This is a genomic window from Ferrovum myxofaciens (genome assembly GCF_000735045.1).
Classification (GTDB): domain Bacteria; phylum Pseudomonadota; class Gammaproteobacteria; order Burkholderiales; family Ferrovaceae; genus Ferrovum; species Ferrovum myxofaciens.
In genome coordinates, this window is record NZ_JPOQ01000082.1 from 1 (window position 1) to 22,665 (window position 22,665).

Sequence of the window (22,665 nt, forward strand, 5' to 3'; positions counted from 1 at the left end):
GTGGATTACCCATGCGAAAGTAGGTCACCGCCAGACACCCTACCCGTTCCTTCTGCTTCACAGAAGAAACACCAAAAAAAGCACAGTCCCCACGGACCGTGCTTTTTTTTTGGCCCGTATCTCTGTATTATTTGTTGTATTGCAGGAACTTTTGGCATTTGGTCATGCAGGGTCAATTCTTGCTATCATTCTCCTCTAAGTTTTGCATGGGAGACTCCACTGGCTTCGTTTCAAGAAATATCCAAATTTCTCGCAAGTGCAGAACGGCGCGCCTTTAAACAGGCGGTCTATGCAGTACAGGATGATTCTGCAGCCCTGGATGTGGTTCAGGACGCCATGCTCAAGTTGACTGAGAGTTATTCAGATCGACCGGTGGAAGAACTACCCCCGTTGTTTCAGCGTATTCTCCAAAATACGATTCGAGACCATTATCGGCGTTTCAAGGTTCGTTCCGCCTGGACACCATTGGCTGGTTCTTTCCAGCGAGGGGTGGAGGAGGGAGATGATGACTTTGATATTCTCGATTCAGTGGAGGATTCTGGAGAAGGCCGACACTTTTCTATGGTTCCGGATTTGCAATTAAATCAAAAACAAACACTTGTTTTGATTGAGATTGCTTTACAAAACCTTCCCCCGCGTCAACGAGAAGCCTTTCTGTTGCGTTACTGGGAAGAGAGAGATGTTGCCGAAACCGCGCAAATCATGGGGTGTTCTGAGGGGAGCGTCAAAGCCCACTGTTCCCGTGCCGTTCATGCGTTGGCACGGGTCTTGGCTAGTCAGGGATTAAATGACCATGGATGAAAAAACTTTTGCAAAATTGCTTTGTCAGCAACTGGATCGGGGGCTCAATGATCTTGATCCCTTGGTGTTGGCACGTTTGCGTACCCAACGCCAGAAAGTGCTTGCGCAAATGTGTATTTCCACGGGGAGGACGGGGTGGTCGTTGAATGGAACACATTTGGCCGTGGGCGACTATGCGGGGCGATGGTCTCTGATGTCCGTTCTGCTGGTTTTTTCCCTGGTATTCTGTGGTTTTTGGTGGCAGGCCAAACATCAGGAGTCAGAGGAGGAGGCGGGATTGCTCGAAGCCAGAATTCTGGCAGCAGAAATACCCCCTCAGGATTTAGCCCAAAAGGATTTTACTGAATGGCTTCAGGAAAAGCGCTGATTGCGGTTTGTCTGCTGCTTTTATGGAGCACCGCAGGCGCACAGGAAATGGTATCGTCACCTGTGTGGTCCTCATTGACTCCCGAGCAGAAGACTATTTTAGCACCAGCTGCCCGGGACTGGGATCACCTTTCTTCCTTACAGCGCAAGAGGCTGTTGAGTGCGGCTCAACATTACCCAAAACTGTCTCCGACGGAACAAGCGCGTTTTGAGAAAAACATCCCGATCTGGACGCATTTATCCAAAGCAACTCGCGACCAGGCACGTCACAACTATAAAGTATTTCATGCACTCCCCCCGGAAAAACGTGCCGCCATCAAATCCCGTTGGCGTGCTCATCATTCCTCTGTAACTGCCAGTGGAGTACCTGTTTTGACGCAAACCGTACCTGTTTCCAGTTCTCAGCCAACTCCTGCCGTGGTAACCGGTTCTGTTCCTTCCTCGGGAGCCTTGCCGGGGGCACCTGTCCCTGCGGGCAAGACTCCTTGACTCCCGGCTCATGGATACGTTTGCCGTTGCGACCCCGCCTGATCTGTTGGGTCTATGAGGCCCTGTTGGTAGCGGGCGTACTCATTGCGGCGGCTTTGCCTTTCGTTCGATTGACCCATTATGCGCTGCATCCCGAGTTGCGCGAGTGGTATCGTCTCTATTTGTTTGGCGTGGTGGGGCTCTACTTTTCCTGGTTCTGGCACCGTTCAGGACAAACCATTCCGATGCGCACCTGGCATCTTCAATTGCTGGATTCCACAGGGCACCCCCCCTCCTGGGGACGGGCCTTTCTGCGTTATGTTCTGGCGATTCCCGGATATTTAACGGGAATCAGCCTGCTCTGGGTCCTGGTGGACAAGGAGGGGCAATTTCTTCATGATCGTTTGCTGGGTTTGACCATGCGCCAATATTAGGCGCGTTTCTCTCCCCACCAGCCGAGAAATAGTGCCAGTCCCAGAAAAACCAGGCTGGGTGCCGTGGTACTGTAAATGGGGCCCCAACCGTTGAGTTGTCCCAGATAGGAAAAAAAACGGTTACTCAGATAGAAGCCCAGACCCAGACCAATTCCAATCATGATACGTACGCCCACGGCCCCTGCGCGGGGGCGTTGCAGCCCAAAGGGAAGGGCCAGCAACATCATGACGAGACTGGAAAAAGGGTAGAACACTTTGCCCCATAGGGCGACTTCGAAACGTAAGGTTTGTTGATGGTTGTCACGCAAATGCTGAATATAGGTGTGAAGATTCCACAGAGCCATTTGTTCCGGTTCCACCAGCAAGGTGGACATCACCTGGGGAGATAAAACGGAATTCCAGCGCACATGGTCTTCATGCACCACCGAAACTCCTTTAGGGGTAAAGAGGGTCCTTTCCACCTGTTTCATTTCCCACTCGTGATCCTGCAGGTAGAGGGCGTTGTGTGCAGTACTGATGCGCTGTAGACGGCGATTATTGTCAAATTCGTAGATGCGCAGGTCTTCCAGCGAATTGTCCGGCATCATTTCGCGAATGTTGATGAAACTTCCCTTGTCCTTGATCCAGATACCCGAGCGGAACTGGGTAGCAACCAGGTTGTTGAGGGCTTTCAAACGCCATTGTTGTGCGGCTTCCTCCGTAAAAGGCATGATCAGTTCCCCCAGAATGAAAGCCACCAGCACAAATCCGGCACCGATTCGAAGCAGGGACTGCGCCAGTCGCTGACGGGACATGCCTGAACTGCGCATGACCGTGATTTCAGAATGCTGAGCAAGATTGGTCAGGGCATAGAGTGTACCAATCAGGGTGGCAATGGGGAATAATTCATAGGCATGGCCCGGCAGGGCCAAGGCAACGAAGACGCCGATTTGCCACAGAGCATAACCTCCTTTACCGATGTCGTTCAGTTCGTGGATGAGATCAAAGAAGGAAAACAGGAAGAGCAAGGCAGTGAACACCAGTCCGGTGCCAGATAGAATTTCACGGGCCAGATAACGGTCGATCAGTAGCCCGCGCCAGCGTTTCACAAGGTTTCCCGCAACTGATCCAGGATCGTTGGGTTTTCCAGCGTGGAAATATCCTGTGTCATGGGTTCACCACAGGCCAAGGAGCGGAGTAAACGGCGCATGATTTTGCCGGATCGGGTTTTGGGCAGGTTATCTCCAAAACGGATATCACGGGGCCTGGCAATGGGGCCGATTTCCCGGGTTACCCATTGGCGCAATGTTGAAGCCAATTGTTGGGCTTCTGCTCCGGCAGGGCGTTGCTGTTTCAGGACCACAAAAGCCACAATGGCTTCTCCTGTGATGTCATCGGGTTTCCCCACCACGGCTGCCTCTGCCACCATAGGGTGGGTCGCCAGAGCGGATTCCACTTCCATGGTGCCCAGGCGGTGTCCCGATACATTGAGGACATCGTCGATGCGTCCAGTGATGGTGAAATAACCCGTCGTAGGATCCTTGACTGCCCCATCTCCCGCCAAATAATACCCCTTCAATTCGGAAGGAAAGTAGGTTTTCTGGAAACGTTCCGGATTGCCCCACAGATTTCGCAGCATGGCGGGCCAGGGGCGGCGGATGACCAGCGAACCGCCATGTCCAGGAGGGACTTCCTGTCCTGTTTCATCCACCACCGCCGCATCGATGCCGGGCAAGGGTAGGGTGCAGGAGCCCGGGACGAGCGTGGTGGCTCCGGGCAAGGGGGCGATGACATGGCCACCGGTTTCTGTTTGCCAGAAGGTATCGGCAATCGGACAACGACTGTTTCCTACCTGTTGGTAGTACCACATCCAGGCTTCCGGATTGATAGGTTCTCCCACCGTACCCAGAAGACGCAGACTGGACAAATCAAAACGTTGGGGGTGAATTTCGGGATCCAGATTGCTGGCCTTGATCAAGGAACGAATGGCGGTGGGGGCGGTATAAAACACGGATACCCGATGGCGTGAAATCATCGACCAGAATCGTCCAGCATGGGGCCAGGACGGAATCCCCTCGTAAATGACCTGGGTGGCTCCTACGGCCAGAGGACCGTAATTGACGTAAGTATGGCCGGTAATCCAGCCGATATCGGCGGTACACCAGTAGACGTCTTCAGGGTGGTGATCAAAGACCCAGGTCATGGTCAGGATGGACCATAACAGGTATCCGGCGGTGGCGTGTTGTACGCCCTTGGGTTTGCCTGTGGATCCCGAGGTGTAGAGTATGAACAGGGGATGTTCTGCTTCTACCCAAGTCGGAATACAGAGCGGTGATTGGGATTCTTCCAGTGGTTTCATCCATAGATCCCGCGCGGAGTCCCAGGGAATATTTTCTCCAGTTCGTGCGTAGACGATGACTTTTTCCACCATTCCAGCACCCATGCTCAGGGCTTCATCCACAATGGCCTTGAGTTGGATAATTTTGCCCCCACGTTTCTGGCCATCGGCGGTGATGATGAGGCGTGCGCCTGTGTCCAGTATGCGTTCCTGCAAGGATTTGGCTGAAAAACCACCAAAAACCACGGAATGAATGGCCCCGATCCGGGCGCAAGCCTGCATGGCGACGATGCCTTCGATGGACATGGCGATGTAGATGATGACTCGATCTCCCTTGCCGATGCCAAGAGACTTGAGGGCATTGGCAAAGCGACAGACGCGCTCATGAAGAGCATGATAGGTGAGGGTGGTAACCGTCCCATCGTCAGACTCAAAGATCAGGGCGGTTTTTTCACCCATTCCGCGTTCGATGGGGACATCCAGACAGAGATGGGAAGCATTCAGTGTCCCTTCTTCAAACCAGCGGTAGAAGGGGGGATTCCGGTCATCCAGAACGGTCTGAAAGGGCGTTTTCCAGACCAGATAGGTGCGCGCCAGACGTCCCCAGAATTCCTCCGGATCCCGTTCTGCTTCCCTGACCAAGGCCAGGTAGGCGGCATGACCTGAAACATTGGCCTGGGCAACCCAAGTGGCATCCGGTGCAAAATGGCGATGTTCACGGTGCAACACTTCAGTCGACATGATTTTTCCCTTTGAGAGTCTGAAGATCGGGCCGTGGGCATGGGGGAAATTCCCTCAGACCCCACTTTGGGGCACGAAGCGTTATTATAGCCACAGTCGCAGAGAAGAATTTTCTGCATGGGTGCTATTTTACAGGGAGAGAACCGGTGGTCAGCATAGAACAAAAAGATCTGGTCCAGAGTATTGCAGATGCGCTGCAGTACATTTCCTATTATCACCCTGTGGATTATGTTCAGGCCCTGGGGGTCGCCTGGGAACAGGAGCAATCTCCTGCGGCCCGTGATGCCATGGCCCAGATTCTGACTAATTCGCGCCTGTGTGCCGAGGGCCATCGTCCCATCTGCCAGGACACGGGCATTGTGAATGTCTTTCTCAAAGTGGGGCTGAAGGTACGCCTGAACTTGACGGGTTCATTGGAGGATGCTGTGAATGAAGGCGTACGGCAAGCCTATCTGAATCCTGACAATCCCTTGCGTGCCTCCATCGTGAGTGATCCCGCCGGAAAACGACAGAACACCAGGGATAACACTCCTGCGGTGATCCAGGTATCACTGGTTCCGGGAGAGAGAGTGGAAGTCATCCTGGCGGCCAAAGGAGGAGGTTCGGAAAACAAAGCCAAACTGGTGATGCTCAACCCTTCGGATTCCTTGGTGGATTGGGTTTTGACCACTGTCCCCACTCTGGGCGCTGGCTGGTGCCCTCCCGGGTTGCTGGGGATCGGCATTGGAGGAACGGCAGAGAAGGCCATGCTCCTGGCCAAGGAATCTTTGATGGATCCCATAGATATGAGCCTGCTTAAGGCACGGGGCCCCTCCAATACGGTGGAGGCTCTTCGCATCGAACTGTATGATAAGGTCAATGCCTTGGGCATCGGCGCCCAGGGGTTGGGCGGAATGACCACGGTACTGGATGTCAAAATCCTTGACTATCCCACCCATGCGGCATCACTGCCGGTGGCCCTGATTCCCAATTGTGCTGCCACGCGCCATATTCATTTCACCCTGGATGGCTCTGGCCCGGTTTCCCTGACCCCACCCCGACTCGAAGATTGGCCCGCAGTGACTTGGCGGGCTGCTCCAACGGCTCGTCGGGTGAATCTGGATACCCTGCGGAAGGAAGATCTGGCGGACTGGAAACCCGGCGACACGCTTCTCTTGAGCGGTAAATTGCTGACTGGGCGCGATGCGGCCCATTTGCGTATCCAGCAGTTGCTGGCCCGGGGGGAACCCTTGCCGGAAGGACTGGATTTTACCCATCGCTTCATTTATTACGTGGGTCCCGTGGATCCGGTGAGGGGAGAGGTGGTGGGCCCCGCAGGCCCCACCACTGCCACCCGCATGGACAAGTTTACGGAGTTTATGTTGGAAAGAACAGGGCTGATGGGGATGATCGGCAAGGCCGAGCGCGGTCCCCAGGGAATCGAGGCCATCCGAAAACATCACTCGGTTTCCCTGATTGCTGTAGGGGGGGCGGCTTACCTGGTTGCCAAAGCGATTCGTGCCGCACGGGTGGTGGCCTTCGCTGATTTGGGCATGGAGGCAGTCTATGAATTCGAGGTGGAGGATATGCCCGTTACGGTGGCAGTGGACTGTGCGGGCAATTCAATTCACCAAAGTGGTCCTGCCGAGTGGCGGATCCGGTTGTCCGACATCGCGCATCATAAAAACTGAGGCTCTATTTCCGCTTTGAGGGCGTTATGGGAAAGTGATCCCTGTTTCGATGGCGCGGCAGAATGGTGGTGACAGGACGGATCAGGAGGAAGGCGGGATCAGCGTGGCCAGAGTATTCAGAACCTGGGTGACCTGCCGGGCGCGCTCCGATGCCCCCGGTGCCCGATACAGCACGCGTAGGCGATCGTTGCCCGCCAAACGGTAGTGGGGTTGATGTTGCAGCAGGTGAATGAAGTCCAGGGGGTCGAAGGGAGGCTGGGCGGAAAATTGAATCAGCGCGCCTTCATCATGGGCATCGATTTTGCGGATGCCCAGAGGCCGGCCCAAAATGCGCAAGCGGTGACTTTCAATCAGCGTGTGGGTTTCCTCCGGTAGCAAACCGAAGCGATCGATGAGTTCTTCCTGCAGATCGGTTAAGGTGTCGACGGTGTCACAGTTGGCCAGGCGTTTGTATAGAACCAGACGCTCGTGAATGTCCCCGCAGTAGGCGGCAGGAAGCAAGGCTGGAGCGTGCAGGTTGATTTCCAGGGCAATGTCGAGAGGCCGTTCCGGATCCCAGGTTTTACCTTGTTGAAGAGCTTTCACCGCTTGGGTCAGCATCTGGGTGTACAAGTTGAATCCAATTCCCTGGATGTCTCCACTTTGAGAGTCCCCCAAGACTTCACCGGCGCCCCGAATCTCCAGATCCTGTAGTGCCAGGTAGAATCCGGCTCCCAATTCCTCCATCTGCTGAATGGCTTCCAGTCTTTTTTTGGCGGTGGAAGTCAGGGCGTCCTCCGGAGGAGTGAGCAGGTAAGCATAGGCTTGATGGTGAGAACGGCCCACCCGACCCCGTAATTGATGCAACTGGGCCAGACCGAAGCGATCAGCGCGATGGATCAGAATGGTATTGGCGTTAGGGACGTCGATGCCTGTTTCGATGATGGTGGAACAGAGCAAGAGGTTCACTCGTTGCTGGTAGAAATCGCGCATGACCTGTTCCAGTTCCCGTTCACGCATCTGGCCATGGGCCATGGCGATGCGTGCCTCCGGAAGTAGTGCACTCAGGCGCTGATGCTCGTTTTCCATGGTCTCTACTTCGTTGTAGAGAAAATACAGTTGTCCTCCTCGTTTCAGTTCACGCAAGACTGCTTCACGGATCAGACCATCTGATTGAGGATGCACGAAGGTTTTGATGGCCAGACGTTTTTGCGGGGCAGTGGCGATGACCGAGAAATCCCGCAGTCCCTCCAGCGCCAGAGAGAGAGTGCGAGGAATGGGGGTGGCCGTAAGAGTGAGAACATCCACTTCGGCGCGCAGGGCCTTGAGGCGTTCCTTCTGACGTACCCCGAAACGGTGTTCCTCATCGATGATGACCAGTCCAAGGCGCGCAAAGCGAACGTTTTCTCCGATCAGTTTATGGGTGCCGATGACCAGATCGATTTTGCCTTCTTCCAGGGCCAGCAAAGTCGCGGTGACTTCCTTGGCGGAGCGGAAACGGGATAACTCGGAAATCCGTACCGGCCAATCGGCAAAACGATCAGAAAAGTTCTGGTAATGCTGTTCAGCCAGCAAGGTAGTGGGGACCAACAGGGCAACCTGGCGTCCGGCATGGATTGCCTGGAAGGCTGCGCGCATCGCCACTTCGGTCTTGCCAAAACCCACATCGCCACAGATCAGCCGATCCATGGGTTTGGCGGCGGCCAGGTCGGCGCGTACGGCTGCGATGGCAGCGGATTGGTCGGGGGTTTCTTCGAAGGGGAAACCGGCAGCAAAGGCGGCGTATGCCTGATCATCCAGAGGGCAGGCCCAACCGGTGCGGGTAGCACGCCGTGCATAGAGATCAAGCAGTTCGGTTGCGGTATCGCGAGCCTGACGAGCGGCTTGACGTTTGGCTTTTTCCCATTGTCCACTGCCTAATCGATGCAGCGGTGCCGCTTCGGGCGGTCCGCCCGAATACCGGCTGATCAGATGTAACTGAGCCACGGGGACATACAGGACATCCTCACCGGCATAGGATAATTGCATGAATTCCGCCGACCCTTCTCCCAGGTCCAGATTCACCAGTCCCTGGAAGCGCCCAATACCATGGTCCTGGTGGACCACCGGGTCTCCCACGTGAACTTCCGTCAGGTCACGCAGAAGATTGTCGCTATTGGTCCTTTGCCGTTCCCGTCGGCGGGTTTGGCGAACTTGACTTTGGAACAGTTCGTTTTCAGTGATGAGCGCCAGTTGGCCCAGGGAAAAACCTTCCAGAAGCGGACCTACGCTCAGCATGAGCGGTGCTGAGGCATTCTGGAACTCGGCCCAATCTCTGGCATTTTCGGGGATCAGGCCCTGCTCCTGCAATAACTGGCGCAATGTTTCGCGCCGCCCCAGACTATCCGCCAGGATCAGGATACGTCCGTCAAATGAAGACCGGAAATCCTCCAGTTTCTCCAGAGGATGAGGGGATCGACGCAGTACCTCGAGTGGGGGAAGGGCTTGCAGGGAATCTGGCCCTGATTCCTGTTTTCTTGAGAAGGGCTTCATCCTCAGAAAGAATTCTTCTTCTTTCAAAAACAGCGCCGTGGGATCGAGTACCGGATAAGCGCGATCTCCTTTGACCAGTTCCCAACGACTGCGAATGGATCCCCAATAGGTGCGGATCCCTGCCGTCAGGTCGGTGAGGGGGCATAAAACGGAGGAAGAAGGCAGATAATCAAACAGGGTTGCGCATTGGTCAAAAAAGAGGGGCAGGTAATATTCGATTCCGCCGGGTACCAGTCCATTGCCAACGTCGCGGTAAAGGGTACATCGTGAGGGATCGCCTTCGAAGTGTTCACGGAAACTGGAGCGGAAGTGTGACCGCGCGGCTTCATCCAGTGGAAATTCGCGGGCGGGTAGCAAGCGAATCTCGGGAACCGGATAAAGTGAACGTTGACTGTCTACATCGAAGGTGCGCAGAGTTTCCAGCGTGGTGTCGAAGAGGTCGAGACGATAGGGCAGTACGCTCCCCATGGGAAACAGATCGATTACTCCGCCGCGTAAACAGAATTCCCCGGGATTGAGTACCTGCTGAACGGCGCTGTACCCTGCCTTGACCATCTGTTGGCGCAGGGCTTCGGCATCAAGGGTTTGTCCCTGTTTCAGGACAAAGGTATGCCCGGCCAGATGACTGACGGGCGGCAGACGCTGGAGCGCGGTGCTGATGGGGACCAACACGACATCACACTGGCTCTGGGAAATTTGCCAAAGTGTGGCCAGGCGTTCCGAGACCAGATCCTGATGAGGGGAAAACCGGTCATAGGGAAGGGTTTCCCAATCGGGCAGACAGGAAAGGCGCAGGGTGGTATCGAACCAGGCCATTTCTTCGCGCAGGCGTTGGGCTTGGGCCGTGCTTTCGGTCAGAATGACCAGAGGGCCTGGGGCGTGGGCGTTCTGTGACAATCGCCAGGCAGCGCCCAGCAAAGGGGGAAGTGACATGTGGAACCGAATCAGTGACGGAGATACATGCCTCAGGCTGCCGTACGGGTGGTGAAACTTTCTCCGCATCCGCAACTATCTGTGACATTGGGATTGTTGAATTTGAATGAGGCATTGAGTCCGGTACGCTGGTAGTCGATGACGGTTCCATTCAAAAAGGGAAGGTGATCCTGATGCACGACGACGAGGGTTCCACCGGTTTCGAAAGTGACTTCGCCTTCACGCACGTCATCGGCATAGTCCACCACATAAGCCAGTCCGGAACAGCCGGAAGTTTTTGTGCCAAAACGCAGTCCAATCCCCTTGCCACGTTTGGTCAGGGATTGGTGGATTTGTTGTGCAGCAGATTCGGTCAGGGTAATGGTCATGGGAGTTCTCCTTTACACGTTTTTCTTGAGGCTCTGGATCTGGCGAGAAAGTTCCGCCACTTGCTGACGCAACTGCTCATTGAAATGGACCAATTCCTGCACCGTTACGGCAAGAGGATCTTTTTCGTCGCGCGAAGAACCGTAGGCGCTGAACTGTGGATCGGCCTTGACAGGTTGGTGCTGGTCGTCTTCCAGCAGGCGTCCGGGAATTCCGATGACGGTGGCACGGGGCGGGACCGGTTTGACCACCACGGCGTTGGAGCCTACCTTGCAGCCTTCTCCCAAGAGGATGGGGCCAATCACCTTGGCGCCAGCGCCGACGATGACTCCGGGGGCCAGCGTGGGATGGCGTTTGCCCTTGTTCCAGGAGGTTCCTCCCAGAGTGACTCCTTGGTAAAGGGTGCAATCATCACCGATTTCTGCAGTTTCTCCGATGACCACCCCCATGCCGTGGTCGATGAAGACGCGTCGTCCCAACTTTGCTCCCGGATGAATTTCAATACCGGTTAAAAAACGGGAAAATTGAGAGACTGCCCGTCCCAACCATTTGGCATTACGTTGCCATAGCCCATGGGCTAACCAATGCAGCAGGATGGCATGAAAACCGGGGTAGAGCGTGATGATTTCCCAACGGCTACGGACCGCTGGATCGCGGTCGAAGACACAGTCAATTTGTTCGCGGATGCGGGCCAGCATGGGAAACTTATCCTCAAGGTAAGGGAGAACTGCCATTATCGGCAGGATACAGGGTTCTCAGGATACCACGCAGGATGCTGACTTCTTCACGTTCCACCCTTGCCCGAGAAAACAGGCGGCGCAGACGGGTCATCAAACGCCCTGGGTGTTGGGGGTCGAGGTATCCGCCGCCTGTCAGCACACGTTCCAGGTGAGCGTAGAAATGTTCCATTTCGTCATGGGTGGCGGGCGGGTATTCCCGCGCCTGAAGTCTGTGTTCCTGGTGCAAGGCATGGCGTAGTTCATAGGCCACCAATTGTACGGCAGAGCCTAGATTGAGCGAGCCAAAGGTAGCGTCGGTGGGAATATGGGCGAGTAATTGGCACAGGTCCAGTTCGGCATTGGACAAGCCGGACATTTCCGTCCCAAAAACCAGCGCCACTTCTCCTTCCCCGAGTACTTCCTGGGGTAAGGAGGGGGCCAGTTCGCGCAGTGACAGCATGGGGTGAGACAAGTCGCGCCGTCGGGCGGTTAATCCCACGCTCAAGGTGATGCCCTGCAGGGCTTCGTCCAGACTGGTGCACACCACGGCCCGTTCCAGCAGGTCGTCGGCTCCGGCAGCCCGTGCATTGGCTTTGGGATCCGGAAAGTGGCGGGGATTGACGAGAACCAGGCGGTTAAACCCCATGGTTTTTAGGGCGCGGGCAGCCGCTCCGATATTGCCGGGGTGGGTTGGGGTACAGAGGACGAAGCGAAAACGCTCAAACATGGGACTCAAGCGTTTTGCAGGAGGGGCAGGAGTTGGCCGAATATCTTGGGAGATCCGGCGACCACATTTCCGGTTTCCAGAAACCGGCCCTCTCCGTCCAGATCGGAGACCAATCCCCCCGCTTCCTGAATCAGGAGGGTGCCTGCAGCCATATCCCAAGGTTTGAGATCCAGTTCCCAAAATGCATCGTAACGCCCGGCAGCCACATAGGCCAGGTCAATGGCCGCCGAACCGGGGCGGCGCAGGCCTGCTGTTTTGCGCATGACTTCCGCCATCATGCGCAGATAGCGCTCCTGATGGGTCATGTGGCTGTAGGGGAAGCCTGTGCCAATGAGCGATTCGTCAAGACGGGTCCGTCCGCTCACGCGGATACGCCGGTCATTGAGAAAGGCCCCGCTACCCCGGGTGGCTGTGAACAGGTCATTATGGACCGGGTCGTAAACCACGCCCTGTGTCACAACTCCCTGATGGGCCAGGGCGATGGAGACGCTGTAGAGAGGGAAACCATGCAAAAAGTTTGTGGTGCCATCCAGAGGATCAATGATCCAGCAATAGGGGGAATCTCCCGAGGGACCGCTTTCTTCGCACAGAAAGGCATGATCCGGGTAAGCTTCCTGGAGCACTTCCAAAATGACTTGTTCCGCTGCACGGTCCACTTCGGAAACGAAGTCGGCATGGGCTTTTTTGCTGACCGTGAGACGGTCTACGTCCAAGGCGGCGCGCTGGATCAGGTTTCCGGCCCGGCGGGCGGCCTTGATGGCAAAATTGAGTTGAGGATGCATGGTGGTGAACGTCTCGATCAGTCAACTGAACCCTTGATTATACGCCGATCCGCGGGATACCGACGAAGAATGCGCGGGAATTGACGGAGGATGACCGAAAATTGACCCTGGTGGTCAGTCTCTGGATAATTGGGGGACCTTTTGACGTCGAGGAATCTGATCATGCCTTATCTGATTGAAACTTGGGACAAACCGGAACATGACGCGGTACGCCAGGCAAATCGTCCTGCCCATCTGGCCTGGTTGGAGGAAAACAAAACCCAACTGTTGGCCTGTGGGGCCAAGATGGACGATGCAGGGCAGAGAGCGCAGGGGAGTTTTTACATCGTTGATGTGGACGAGCGAGCCGACGCCGAACGTTTTATTGCGGCGGACCCTTTTACCCTGGTGGGGTTGCCGGACCGCGTGACGATCACACGCTGGCGCTTGGCTTTTCTGGATCGCCGCTCCTTTCTCTGAGGGGGAAGCGGCGGTCTTTGTCGTTTTAGTTCATCAAGGATAGAAAGTGTTGTAGACGACGCGTCACGGCATCCCGTCCGATCAGGTGCAGCGTGACATCCAGGGAAGGGGTATGGGAGGTTCCGCAGAGAATGGCGCGCAGAGGCATTCCCAGAGGTCCCATCTTGAGGCCGTGAGCCTGAGCGGTTTGCTTGATGAGAGGACCCAGGGACTCCGGGGTCCAGGCCGCCGTTTGAAATGCGCTCAGACATGCCTGTAACGCATCTCGTATTGCGCCTTCCGGGGGGTGGGCCAGAATATCGGGAGTAGGCGCCGGATCGGTGTAGAAGTAGCGAGCAGCCTCAGCCAGTTCCGTGACATGGCTGAGGCGTCCCTTGAGTAGGGCGACAACCTGCTCGGGTAGAGGGCCCATGGCCCACTGGGCGTCACTCAAAGTCAAGTCTATTCGGAGTTGGGTGGCCAGGCGCGTATCGGAAGATTCTTTGAGGTAATGCTGATTGAGCCAGAGCAATTTTTCCGGGTTGAAACGGGCGGGGGAACGATTGACGTGGGCCAGATCAAACCAGGAAACCAGATCTTTCTGAGAAAAGATCTCTGCATCGCCGTGGGACCAGCCCAGACGTGCCAGATAGTTGAGCAGGGCCTCCGGCAAAAAACCATCTTCTTGATACTGCAGGACATTGACCGCACCGTGCCGCTTGGACAGACGTTCGCCGTCTTGTCCCAGAATCATGGGGAGATGGGCGAATTGCGGAAGGGATGCGCCCAGAGCCTGGATTAGGTGGATTTGACGTGGGGTATTGTTTACATGGTCGTCTCCTCGGATGATATGAGTGATCTGCATATCCAGATCATCCACCACCACGCCGAAGTTGTAGGTGGGAATGCCATCGGCCCGTAGCAGCACCAGATCGTCCAGTTCTGAATTGGCAACCGTGATGGGGCCCTTGATCAAGTCGTGAAAAGTGACACTGCCTTCCACAGGAGTCTTGAAACGGATGACTGGGGCAATGCCCGCCGGGGGAAGGGCTTTGGAATCGCGCCAGCGTCCGTCATAACGGGGTTTTTCTCCGCGTGCGCGCTGGTTTTCACGTAACGCTTCCAGTTCTTCGCGGCTGGCATAGCAGGGGTAGGCCCAACCGGTTTTAAGCAGATGATCGGCAACTTCGCGGTAGCGAGCCAGACGTTGCATCTGGTAAAAAGGACCTTCGTCATAATTCAGTCCCAGCCAGGCCATGCCCTCCAGAATGGCTTGGGTGGAGGCGGCGGTGGAACGTTCGCGGTCCGTATCCTCGATGCGCAGTACGAAGGATCCTCCGTGGCGGCGGGCGTAAGCCCAGGAGAAAAGAGCGGTACGGGCTCCTCCAATATGCAGGTAACCGGTGGGACTGGGCGCGAAGCGGGTGCGAACCATGATCATTTCCTGAACCAAAGGGACCATTGTAACGCGAGGACTCTGAAAATCGCAGAGGGATGGTACACTTTACCCATGCGCGACACTCTTTTAGGGGGACTGGCCCCCGGCGAATTTCTGGCCCGGCACTGGCACAAGTCACCTCTGCTGGTGCGTCGGGCCGTGCCCGATTTTCTGGGATTATTGACCCCTGCGGAAATCAAGCGCCTGGCCACCCGTCCCGCCGTGCAGGCGCGCCTGATCCTGCGTCAGGGAAAACGTTGGGTGTTGCGGCACGGCCCTTTTCGTCCCATTGATTTTAAAACCTTGCCGGATAAAAACTGGACGGTACTGGTTCAGGAGTTGAATCATTGGTTACCAGAAGGCGAAGCACTGCTTCAGGAATTTGATTTTTTGCCTCACGCGCGTCTGGATGATTTGATGGTGAGTTATGCCGCCCCTGGGGGAGGCGTGGGCCCTCATTTCGATTCTTATGACGTTTTTCTCTTGCAGGGATTCGGCACTCGGCGCTGGGGAATCGCAGAAACAGAGGATCTGGAATTACTGCCTGACAGCGACCTCAAATTGCTGCGTCGTTTTTCTCCACAGGCACAGTGGGATCTGGAGGCGGGAGACATGCTCTATTTGCCGCCCCATTGTGCCCATGACGGAGTGGCTTTGAGTGAATGTTTTACTTATTCCATCGGCTTTCGGGCTCCGACCTATCAGGAATGGGTAGAGGCTTTTCTGGATTTTTTGCGTGATCGTCTGCAGGTGGAAGGACGCTATGCTGACCCTGACCTGACTCTTTCTGCGCATCCGGGCGAAATTCCCCCGGAGTTGATTACCCAAATAGATGGGATGTTGCGCCAGCAGGTACATTGGACACATTCAATGGTGGCAGAATGTGTGGGGCGGTATCTGAGTGAACCCAAGCCCCACCTGTTTTTTGAGCCTGCGGAAGAAACTTTGACACTCGATGCCTTTGAACTGCGCTGTCTGCAGCAGGATTTGCATCTGGATCCCCGTAGTCAGTTGTTGTTTTCCGGCAAATTTTTTTACTTTAATGGGGATCGTTTCGAATTACATCAACCAGGATCGACACAAATGCGTTGCCTGGCAGATACTCGAAAACTGTCGGCCAGAGCGATGGACGCAGAACTTTTGACTGTGCTGCATGATGCCTGGCAGGCGGGGTGGGTTAAATTTTTTTGATTCCGGGGGTGAGCGCTTGTCGCCTCAGGCATAAATGGTGTATGCTCCTTGGGTCTGATGGCTCCCTTGGGGCTGTTCAGGATTTATCATCAACCTCTCCGATAGGATACATCATGAAACTGAATCTTTTGATTGCTTCCCTGTTTGCTGTGACCTTGGCTGCGTGTAGCAAGCCCGAAGCACCCAAGGCCGAAGCCCCTGCCGCACCTGCTGCCGATGCCGCTGCACCCGCTGCACCTGCCGCTGCTGACGCTACTGCACCTGCTGCACCTGCTGCTCCCGCTGCTGCTGACGCTGCAGCACCTGCCGCCGCACCTGCTGCTCCTGCTGCCCCTGCTGCTGACAAGAAGTAAATCTGGTCGCTCTGTCAAAAAGCCGGCCTTTGGGTCGGCTTTTTGTTTTTCGGGGGATACCTGATCAAACAAAGTTTTTTCTGTTTCGAGGCGATCGTCCGGACGGATCACTCAATCAGGGACAGCCCAGGGAAATCCAATCCAGTCCTGTATCCTGAGCGGCGATGAGAATGCGGTCGACTCCGTTTCCAAGCGCCCGGTTGAGTTCGGTCAAGGCATGGTCCGGAGTATTGTTCTTGCGGCTGATATGAGCTGCCACGATCCACTGTAAACCTTGGTGGTCAAGACGCTGTGCCAGACGGGAAGAGACTTCGTTGGACAGATGTCCATAGGGCCCCTGTACGCGCGCTTTCAAACTGGCAGGATAGGGCCCCTTTTCCAGTAGCCCGGGATCATAGTTGGTTTCCAGAAATAGGGCGTGACAGCCTTGTAAGGAACGTTCGATATGGGGCGTGATGGACCCCGTGTCTGTCAGTAGCCCAAAGCGGAGTTCTCCCGAGTTGAAGACGTATTGCAGGGGCTCGCGCGAGTCATGGGGCACCGCATAGGGAAGAATGTTTATGGGGCCCACAGTAAAGGACTCTTCGTCCCGAATGATGCGAATTTGCTCGGGGAGTTCCTGTATCAGGTCGGACAGCGTACCGAAACTGCCATAGACGGGGCAACCCACTTTCCTGGCCAGGGCAGGAATCCCGCTCATATGATCGGAGTGCTCATGGGTGACCAAAAGCGCATCCAATTGAGTGCTGCATACGCCCAGTCGGTTCAGGCGTCGTTCGGTTTCCACCAGGGAGAACCCGCAGTCCACCAGAATCAGCGTTTGTGCTGACTGTACCAGTAATCCATTGCCCTCACTGCCGCTGCCTAAAGATGCGAACCGTAGCATCATGAATCAAAGGAATTCCTGCAACACCACAGGGAAGGCAGGGTGACCAATGGTTTTCCCGGTTTCAGTGCAGTTGGTCATAGATCAGTGTCAGGATCCGTTGGCTGGTGGCAGGCGGGACCTTGGCCTCCGTTTTGTCGCGCAAGTCCACGGTGGTGCCATGACCGCTGACCGAACTAACCGAGAGGCGGTAGGTCTGGGTGTCCTTGGTTTTGTCCTCGGAGCGCCAGAACGCCAATTTCGAGAAAAATCCCCTGCTTCCGTTCTTTTTGCCCGACTCTTCATCGGTAGTGTACCGGATGAAGTACACGCCGGCCGCGCGATCACGATCTTCAACGGTGAAGGCGCTTCGATCCAAGGCGAGACCTATCTTGCGCCAGGCGCGGTCAAAGGGTTCGTTGAGGGTGAGAAGGGTTCCTCCCTCCGCCTGGGTCACCAGTTTGGCCGATGAACTGATATGGGAGGTGTTCGTGTTGTCGCTTGACTCGTTGGATTTCTGGGGGGTGTCCTCTTTGGCCAGGAGCGTGTCTGCCTCTTCTGGGGTTTCGCCAAATTTTACAGCCAGTTTTTTGAGATATTCCGTTTCAATTTCCGGATTGTCCGGGAGGGGTTGCCATATTGAACCGGTGTAGTTGTTTTTGTTCAACATCTCTTCCATGCCCTTGTGGAAGAGATAGACTTCGGTGGTGCCTGCTTCGGTACCGCGCTCGATGCGAACCCGAAATTGATCGCGCACCGGGCTGGAGACCAGACTGTCCATCACCGAACTGACAAGGTGTTTGATATAGGTTTGGGGTACGGCTGTTTTATTGTCTTTCCACTGGGTTTCCATGATCCCGATTTTTGGGTCATCGCTCTGCAATTTGAACCCATTGCTTGCCCAAAAGGATTCCAACCCTGCCCAAACCTTGTCTGGGGAGGACTTGACCACCAGCCAGCGCTGAGTGCCGTCGCTTTCCAGTTTGACTTGATCCCCAAAAGCGGGCAATACCCCGCTTTGATCTGTGGCAGGGAGGCCGTTGTTCGGTTTTTCCTGTTTTTCCTGATTGAATTGCGTCAGGGTGGTGGCTTTGTCTTGTCCGGGAATGCCATATCGCTCATCTGTCTGGATCGGGGTCAGATCGGGAGGAACCTCAAGGGGGGGGGCCGTGGTCGTTACTGTCGTGTAATCGATTTTTTTTGATTGAAAGACTTGGGAAGGAACGCTACAACCCGCCAACAGGGATGCCGCCAAGACGGCGACGAGAGTTTTATTCATGAACGGAACTTTCCTGCGGTGAGAATGACAAGAGGGCAACCATCAAACTGACGCGAGTTTATCATCCTTGTGCCGACAAATCACACCCTGCGAAACGCAAGGCATCGCGCAGAGAAGGGTGATGGATTCTGGACAGGGAGGTGAGGGGTAGGCGCAAGGCGTGCCCGATTTTCCCCATCTCAGCCAAGGCCCATTTGACAGGGATGGGATTGGCTTCAACAAACAGCAGACGATGAAGGTCGAGAAGGGTGTTGTTGATTTCCCGTGTTTTCATGACGTCCCCTGCGCGCGCTGCCTGGCAGAGAGCAGCCATTGAGGCCGGGGCTACGTTCGCGGTGACGGAAATGACCCCATGACCACCGAGCAACAGAAAGGCGGCGGCACTGCCATCATCACCGGTGTAGCAAGCAAATCCGGGGGGGGCGTGGGCAATCAATTCACTGGCTCGGTAAAGATCGGCGGTTGCATCCTTGATGCCGATGATATTGGGGTGGACCGCCAATTTGAGTGCGGTTTCGTTTTGCAGATCAGCCACCGTGCGTCCAGGGACGTTATACAGAATCAGGGGCAGATCCACGGCATCAGCGATGGCGCAAAAATGCTGGTACAGTCCTTCCTGGGTGGGCTTGTTGTAATAGGGGACAACGGACAGTCCGGCGACGGCTCCCACGCTGTGCGCAAAGCGTGTCAACTCAATGGCTTCAGCGGTGGAATTGGCTCCGGTGCCTGCAATCACCGGGATCCGGCCTGCGGAATATTCCACGGTTTTGGCAATCAGGGCCTCATGTTCGGCTACGCTGAGGGTCGGGGACTCGCCGGTGGTGCCCACCACCACGATGCCATCGGTTCCTTCGGAGACATGCCAATCGACGAGGCAACTTAATGATTCGAAATCCAGTTCTCCATCATCGGTGAGCGGTGTGACGATGGCTACCAAGCTACCCTGAAACATCATGGAAGTTTCCCGCGCTGAAAACTCTGATTGTACTATCCTACAGGGAAAATGGCGAATGGTGGGAATGAGGGCTTGGAGGGTAGAGGGTATTCAAAAAGGGATTCTGCTACAATTCACGACTATTCCAAGCGAGAGTGTGCGAGAGTGAGAATCCTGTTGACAGGGGTAAACGGACAGGTGGGTTCGGCATTGAAACCTTTGCTGAGGTCTCTGGGGACGGTGCAGGCTCCTCCCAGGGAAGAACTGGATCTGGTCGATGCCCGTGCCGTGGCGGCCTGGGTCCGTCAGTATCGGCCTCATTTGATCGTCAATGCAGCGGCCTACACGGCTGTGGATCGAGCCGAGCAGGAGCAGGCCGCCGCCTTTGCACTGAATGCCCAACTTCCTGAACTGTTGGGGAGTCTTCAGCGTGAATGGGGTGGAGCCGTGATCCATTATTCCACGGATTATGTATTTGACGGGACGCATGAGGGCGCCTATACAGAGAAGGATATCACTGCCCCTCTCGGTGTTTATGGGCGCAGTAAGCGGGCCGGTGAAGAGGGTTTGATGTCCAGCGGCGTTCCTGCCCTGATTTTTCGGACCAGTTGGGTGTATGGTTTGCATGGACGAAATTTCCTCAGGACCATGCTGCGTTTGGGGCAGGAACGGGCTGAAATTCAGGTGGTGAACGATCAGTGGGGTGCCCCCACCTGGGCAGGCTCCATTGCGCAGGGGACGATGGCAGTTTGCGCGACCTTGTGTTCTTCGGCACAGGCAGAGAATTCCCTGGTGGATGGGTTGACGGGAAAAGAAGGGATCTACCATCTGACCAACGGGGGGGCCACGACCTGGTATGACTTTACCCGTCGAATCTTTGAATTGCGTCCCGAGTGTCGGGCGCTCGTTCTCCCCATTCCTTCCGGCGATTATCCCAGTCCCGTCCGGCGACCGGTGAATAGTCGTTTGGATAACACCAAATTGAAAGAAGTGTTTGGCGTCCGGTTACCCCTCTGGTCCGAGGCGCTGGAAGACTGTTTGGCCGAACTCCCCGATGTCCAGGAGGTTTTAACATCATGATAGGTCATCCTACGCCTCTGGCGGGCGTTTTTCGCATCGAGCCAAAAGTCTATGGAGATGAACGCGGATTTTTCTTTGAAAGTTTCAATGCCCGAGGTTTTTCGAGTCTCACAGGGTATTCCGGCTCTTTCGTGCAGGACAATCATTCTCGCTCGATGCGGGGGGTATTGCGGGGTCTGCATTATCAGATCCTTCAACCCCAAGGCAAACTGGTGCGGGTGATCGAAGGAGAAGTTTATGATGTGGCGGTGGATATTCGTCGTCATTCTCCCACTTTTGGTCAGCATTACGGGTGCGTTTTATCCGCAGAAAATCGTCAGATGCTGTGGATTCCGCCGGGTTTTGCCCACGGTTTTTTGACTTTGTCCGAGCATGCGGAGTTTCTGTACAAGACCACGGACTATTGGTTGGCTACGGCGGAGCGGTCTCTGCGCTGGGATGATCCGACCCTGGCCATTTCCTGGCCTACCCCCTCTGGGGTAACTCCCCTTCTTTCGGCCAAAGACCGCGTGGGCAAGTGTCTGGCGGAGGCTGAAGTGTACGAGGATCTGTGAAATCAAGGCCCACCTGGCTGGAAGGATGCTGGGTGGTGCTTGATCATGCCCCGGATGGGGATTCGGTGCGCTTCGTGCCAGACCACCCGATTCCCGTCGCTCAGTGCATGCCTCGTCTGCGTTGGAGCAAGGACGGTGCCTTGAGTGTGCGTTTGCTGGGCGTGGATGCTCCAGAGATTCATTACAGGCGGCGGGGGCAGCCCTTGTGGCGTCAGCCCTCTCCGTGGGGTGAGCAGGCCGCCCAAGCACTTCTGAACTTTCTCGGTTTTTCCTCGCTGCAACGTAATCTTGCCGGACGGGTGGTGGGCGCTGACCCCCAGGCCTGCCGTGGCACCCTGGGGGTTCTGCGCGTGGATCGATACGGCCGTGCTCTGGGTTTGGCGCTGCGGGGAGAGGATCGCGGCGCGAGGGATGCATCACTTGCCTGGGAGGATACGTGGGAAGCCAGCGCCAATCAGGAATTATTGCGGCAAGGTCATGTTTATCCTTTGGTGCACAAGGATTTTCCAACAGATTGGCGTATTTCTCTGAGTACGTCGGTTCAAATGGCGCGGATGCAGAGTAGAGGCGTCTGGCCTGCGGATCGCACCCATTGCGGTTTTCCTTTGTCGGATGCGCAGACCCTGCGTGACACACTGGAGTCCGCCTGTCTGATCTGGCCTTTTCTGTTTCGTCGCCTGGTGGATGTGGAAACAAGCTTCCTCCGTGGGAGTTCCTCTGCGGAATGGTTGTCACGATTGAATCGTTGCGCGGGATCAGTTTCGTTGTCTTCTGTCAATGGGTCGGTCCCCTTTCTGGACCTGATCTCATTCGCCGATGGAAAACTCCAGTTGCTGGTTCCGCCGGAAGAAATCGTGATTCACTCATAGACAGCGGAGAGGCCAAACTCCCTTCCCATAGATGCGGCGCTCCTTCGGATGGATGGCACGGGCTGGTTCTGTACGTTTTTTGAAATATCCGATATAATAGGCGGCTTATTGTGGCCAAGTAGCTCAGTCGGTAGAGCAGAGGACTGAAAATCCTTGTGTCGGTGGTTCGATTCCGCCCTTGGCCACCAATAATAAGGGCCGACTGTTCTCAGTCGGTCTTTCCATTTTCAGGGTTCCCGCGCGCCACGCGGGGTTCTGGCCCATTCTGCGTGTGCCATGCTACCCACAGCGCGCCGCAAATTCCGCCCAATTTCTCACCGTTCGATTCCTTTCTGCTCTCTGTTCTCAAAAAATAATGGAGAACCGCATACATTTGGCACACGCAGAACCATAATAACTACAGTCACTTGCGCGTGTGTCGCGGAGAGCGGTTTGACGGGTGGTCTGGTGATGCATACTAATCGTAAATCGAACAAAATAAGGGCGTTATCCACACAGGACCATGGTAGTGAGCGGGTAACTAAAAATTGCGATTGCGGACTTCTGCCTGGGGGGCGCGTAATGTCTGACAGTAATACGAATGTTGCCCGTGCCATAACAGAAACGGCGCGGCTCACAGCACCAGATGTGCTGGGCTTTTATAGTCATTTTGAGGCGACAGAAATTTTTGCCGTTCGCGATGGTGATCATTCTCCGCTAAATGTGGCTCTATGTGATTTGTAGTGGGTGGTGCGATAATTCCGTCATGAATAGTACAACTTTATTTAGCATGGCGCTTGGCCTGCAATCGCCTTGGCAAGTGGACGATATTTCGTTTTCTGCCGATGAA

The 22,665-nt window shown here is 55.4% G+C and carries 23 protein-coding genes and 1 tRNA gene; 13 read left to right on the forward strand and 11 right to left on the reverse strand.

Annotation, left to right across the window (positions count from 1 at the left end; translation table 11 throughout):
• The 5 genes from IV91_RS19145 to IV91_RS18445 form a co-directional block, all read left to right on the forward strand.
• The coding region (locus tag IV91_RS19145) for a hypothetical protein (protein WP_233418440.1) at positions 1 to 199 on the forward strand (199 nt) is incomplete at its 5' end.
• Positions 200 to 219: 20 nt separating this feature from the next.
• A complete protein-coding gene (locus tag IV91_RS0110210) occupies positions 220 to 801 on the forward strand; it encodes an RNA polymerase sigma factor (RefSeq protein WP_031598089.1) in 582 nt (193 codons plus the stop codon).
• A complete protein-coding gene (locus IV91_RS0110215) occupies positions 794 to 1,168 on the forward strand; it encodes a DUF3619 family protein (protein ID WP_160171562.1) in 375 nt (124 codons plus the stop codon). Before IV91_RS0110210 ends, IV91_RS0110215 begins: the two co-directional genes overlap by 8 nt.
• Entirely contained in the window at positions 1,147 to 1,656 is a 510-nt protein-coding gene (locus IV91_RS16860) for a DUF3106 domain-containing protein (protein WP_051862530.1), read from the forward strand. The genes IV91_RS0110215 and IV91_RS16860 overlap by 22 nt, the downstream gene beginning before the upstream one ends.
• Before the next feature lie 20 nt (positions 1,657 to 1,676).
• The gene (locus IV91_RS18445) at positions 1,677 to 2,069 is read left to right on the forward strand and encodes an RDD family protein (RefSeq protein ID WP_062188205.1); all 393 of its coding nucleotides are present in this window, start codon (positions 1,677 to 1,679) and stop codon (positions 2,067 to 2,069) included.
• Here IV91_RS18445 and lptG read toward each other — a convergent pair.
• Together lptG and acs are read right to left on the reverse strand one after the other, a co-directional pair.
• Entirely contained in the window at positions 2,066 to 3,157 is a 1,092-nt protein-coding gene (gene lptG / locus IV91_RS0110230; protein WP_197456449.1) for an LPS export ABC transporter permease LptG, read from the reverse strand. The genes IV91_RS18445 and lptG overlap by 4 nt on opposite strands.
• The gene (acs, locus tag IV91_RS0110235; protein WP_031598099.1) at positions 3,154 to 5,127 is read right to left on the reverse strand and encodes an acetate--CoA ligase; all 1,974 of its coding nucleotides are present in this window, start codon (positions 5,125 to 5,127) and stop codon (positions 3,154 to 3,156) included. The genes lptG and acs overlap by 4 nt, the downstream gene beginning before the upstream one ends.
• Before the next feature lie 146 nt (positions 5,128 to 5,273).
• Here acs and IV91_RS0110240 point away from each other — a divergent pair, with 146 nt between their 5' ends.
• A complete protein-coding gene (locus IV91_RS0110240) occupies positions 5,274 to 6,797 on the forward strand; it encodes a fumarate hydratase (protein ID WP_031598100.1) in 1,524 nt (507 codons plus the stop codon).
• 81 nt (positions 6,798 to 6,878) lie between these two features.
• Here the strand turns inward: IV91_RS0110240 and mfd are convergent, their stop codons facing one another.
• Genes mfd through IV91_RS0110265 form a run of 5 tightly spaced genes read right to left on the reverse strand, consistent with a single transcriptional unit; the run spans position 6,879 to position 12,835 of the window.
• Positions 6,879 to 10,241 carry a transcription-repair coupling factor gene (gene mfd / locus IV91_RS0110245; RefSeq protein WP_051862534.1) on the reverse strand — a complete coding sequence of 1,121 codons (3,363 nt, stop codon included), beginning with the start codon at positions 10,239 to 10,241 and terminating at the stop codon, positions 6,879 to 6,881.
• Between the two features lie 32 nt (positions 10,242 to 10,273).
• Positions 10,274 to 10,609 carry a HesB/IscA family protein gene (locus IV91_RS0110250; RefSeq protein WP_031598102.1) on the reverse strand — a complete coding sequence of 112 codons (336 nt, stop codon included), beginning with the start codon at positions 10,607 to 10,609 and terminating at the stop codon, positions 10,274 to 10,276.
• 12 nt (positions 10,610 to 10,621) lie between these two features.
• Positions 10,622 to 11,305 carry a serine O-acetyltransferase gene (cysE, locus tag IV91_RS0110255; RefSeq protein ID WP_084190043.1) on the reverse strand — a complete coding sequence of 228 codons (684 nt, stop codon included), beginning with the start codon at positions 11,303 to 11,305 and terminating at the stop codon, positions 10,622 to 10,624.
• 13 nt (positions 11,306 to 11,318) lie between these two features.
• Positions 11,319 to 12,053 carry an RNA methyltransferase gene (locus tag IV91_RS0110260; RefSeq protein WP_031598104.1) on the reverse strand — a complete coding sequence of 245 codons (735 nt, stop codon included), beginning with the start codon at positions 12,051 to 12,053 and terminating at the stop codon, positions 11,319 to 11,321.
• A 5-nt stretch (positions 12,054 to 12,058) separates the two neighbouring features.
• Positions 12,059 to 12,835, reverse strand: coding sequence for an inositol monophosphatase family protein (locus IV91_RS0110265; protein ID WP_031598105.1), 777 nt, complete (start codon positions 12,833 to 12,835; stop codon positions 12,059 to 12,061).
• A gap of 162 nt (positions 12,836 to 12,997) precedes the next feature.
• On the opposite strand from IV91_RS0110265, the gene IV91_RS0110270 reads away from it, so the two are divergent.
• Positions 12,998 to 13,294 (forward strand): YciI family protein, encoded by a 297-nt coding sequence (locus IV91_RS0110270; protein WP_031598107.1) that lies wholly within the window; start codon positions 12,998 to 13,000, stop codon positions 13,292 to 13,294.
• A 25-nt stretch (positions 13,295 to 13,319) separates the two neighbouring features.
• Here the strand turns inward: IV91_RS0110270 and gltX are convergent, their stop codons facing one another.
• On the reverse strand, positions 13,320 to 14,708 hold the full coding sequence (gene gltX, locus IV91_RS0110275; RefSeq protein WP_031598109.1) for a glutamate--tRNA ligase: 1,389 nt from the start codon (positions 14,706 to 14,708) through the stop codon (positions 13,320 to 13,322).
• A 75-nt stretch (positions 14,709 to 14,783) separates the two neighbouring features.
• Here gltX and IV91_RS0110280 point away from each other — a divergent pair, with 75 nt between their 5' ends.
• Positions 14,784 to 15,902 carry a cupin domain-containing protein gene (locus IV91_RS0110280; RefSeq protein ID WP_031598111.1) on the forward strand — a complete coding sequence of 373 codons (1,119 nt, stop codon included), beginning with the start codon at positions 14,784 to 14,786 and terminating at the stop codon, positions 15,900 to 15,902.
• Between the two features lie 113 nt (positions 15,903 to 16,015).
• Positions 16,016 to 16,255, forward strand: coding sequence for a hypothetical protein (locus IV91_RS0110285; RefSeq protein WP_031598112.1), 240 nt, complete (start codon positions 16,016 to 16,018; stop codon positions 16,253 to 16,255).
• 115 nt (positions 16,256 to 16,370) lie between these two features.
• On the opposite strand, the gene IV91_RS0110290 is transcribed toward IV91_RS0110285, so the two are convergent.
• The 3 genes from IV91_RS0110290 to dapA form a co-directional block, all read right to left on the reverse strand.
• Entirely contained in the window at positions 16,371 to 17,144 is a 774-nt protein-coding gene (locus IV91_RS0110290) for an MBL fold metallo-hydrolase (protein WP_031598113.1), read from the reverse strand.
• A 61-nt stretch (positions 17,145 to 17,205) separates the two neighbouring features.
• On the reverse strand, positions 17,206 to 18,399 hold the full coding sequence (gene bamC / locus IV91_RS0110295; protein WP_051862536.1) for an outer membrane protein assembly factor BamC: 1,194 nt from the start codon (positions 18,397 to 18,399) through the stop codon (positions 17,206 to 17,208).
• Between the two features lie 61 nt (positions 18,400 to 18,460).
• Positions 18,461 to 19,351 carry a 4-hydroxy-tetrahydrodipicolinate synthase gene (gene dapA / locus IV91_RS0110300; RefSeq protein ID WP_031598115.1) on the reverse strand — a complete coding sequence of 297 codons (891 nt, stop codon included), beginning with the start codon at positions 19,349 to 19,351 and terminating at the stop codon, positions 18,461 to 18,463.
• Positions 19,352 to 19,510: 159 nt separating this feature from the next.
• On the opposite strand from dapA, the gene rfbD reads away from it, so the two are divergent.
• The 4 genes from rfbD to IV91_RS0110320 all read left to right on the forward strand — a co-directional run bounded on the left by rfbD (position 19,511) and on the right by IV91_RS0110320 (position 22,024).
• Positions 19,511 to 20,413, forward strand: coding sequence for a dTDP-4-dehydrorhamnose reductase (gene rfbD / locus IV91_RS0110305; RefSeq protein WP_197456452.1), 903 nt, complete (start codon positions 19,511 to 19,513; stop codon positions 20,411 to 20,413).
• Positions 20,410 to 20,967, forward strand: a complete 558-nt coding sequence (gene rfbC, locus IV91_RS0110310; protein WP_031598117.1) for a dTDP-4-dehydrorhamnose 3,5-epimerase — start codon at positions 20,410 to 20,412, stop codon at positions 20,965 to 20,967. Before rfbD ends, rfbC begins: the two co-directional genes overlap by 4 nt.
• Positions 20,964 to 21,836 carry a thermonuclease family protein gene (locus tag IV91_RS0110315; RefSeq protein WP_031598118.1) on the forward strand — a complete coding sequence of 291 codons (873 nt, stop codon included), beginning with the start codon at positions 20,964 to 20,966 and terminating at the stop codon, positions 21,834 to 21,836. Before rfbC ends, IV91_RS0110315 begins: the two co-directional genes overlap by 4 nt.
• Positions 21,837 to 21,948: 112 nt before the next feature.
• Positions 21,949 to 22,024: transfer RNA gene (locus tag IV91_RS0110320), tRNA-Phe, on the forward strand.
• The last annotated feature ends 641 nt before the right edge of the window (positions 22,025 to 22,665 follow it).